The organism is Kitasatospora nipponensis, from assembly GCF_039528135.1.
In the GTDB taxonomy this organism is placed as follows: Bacteria; Actinomycetota; Actinomycetes; order Streptomycetales; family Streptomycetaceae; genus Kitasatospora; species Kitasatospora nipponensis.
Genome location: NZ_BAAALF010000866.1, coordinates 1 through 612, shown reverse-complemented (window position 1 = coordinate 612; position 612 = coordinate 1). Strand labels below are relative to the sequence as shown.

The window sequence follows — 612 nt, the reverse complement described above, 5'->3', positions numbered from 1 at the left end:
GACGAGTTCGACGACGCCCGGCGCTTCCTGGCCCCTGAGCGACACGGGGGTCTTGAAGCGACTGCAGAGCTCGGCCGTTTGCGCGTACACATGACCGACGGATGCGTTCCTGAACAATGCCGCCACGAGCAGGAAGTTCCGCTCGAAGCTTGTCCTGCCTGGCTTCCTGTGCCACTCCAACAGATCCTCGCGCCATGCGGTGCGCGCCTTCAGGACGTCCAGCACCTTGGCGTTGAATCCGTCCGGGTCCGCATCGGACCTCAGTGCGGGGTGTTTGGCTTCATCGGCCTTGAGAATGAGTGCGACGATCTGGAGGACGTCGGAAGGCCGCTGACGGGCCAACAGTCCGGAGATACGCTCATCGTCCAGCCACCGCCGGGAGTCGAGGTCTGGCGCCTCGGCCCTGAGCCACGCCCCGGCGATCTTCAGCGGGTCGGGACGGCCCAGCACGGGAACGATGTTCGGCGGAGCCTGCGCGCTGACGCGCTGCCATTGCTTTGGCGCGGCCAGGACGATGAGTCGCGAGTTCCGCTTCTCGAGGATGTGATGGATCTCGTGGAGCATCGCGCCGAAGTCGTCGCTGACCGTGAAGTTCTCCTCGTCTGCCGGGAG

Annotated in this window: 1 pseudogene; it reads right to left on the bottom strand. The window is 65.4% G+C overall.

Annotated elements, in window-relative coordinates:
* A pseudogene (locus tag ABD323_RS43760) lies at nucleotides 1–612 on the bottom strand (hypothetical protein); the annotation flags it as partial.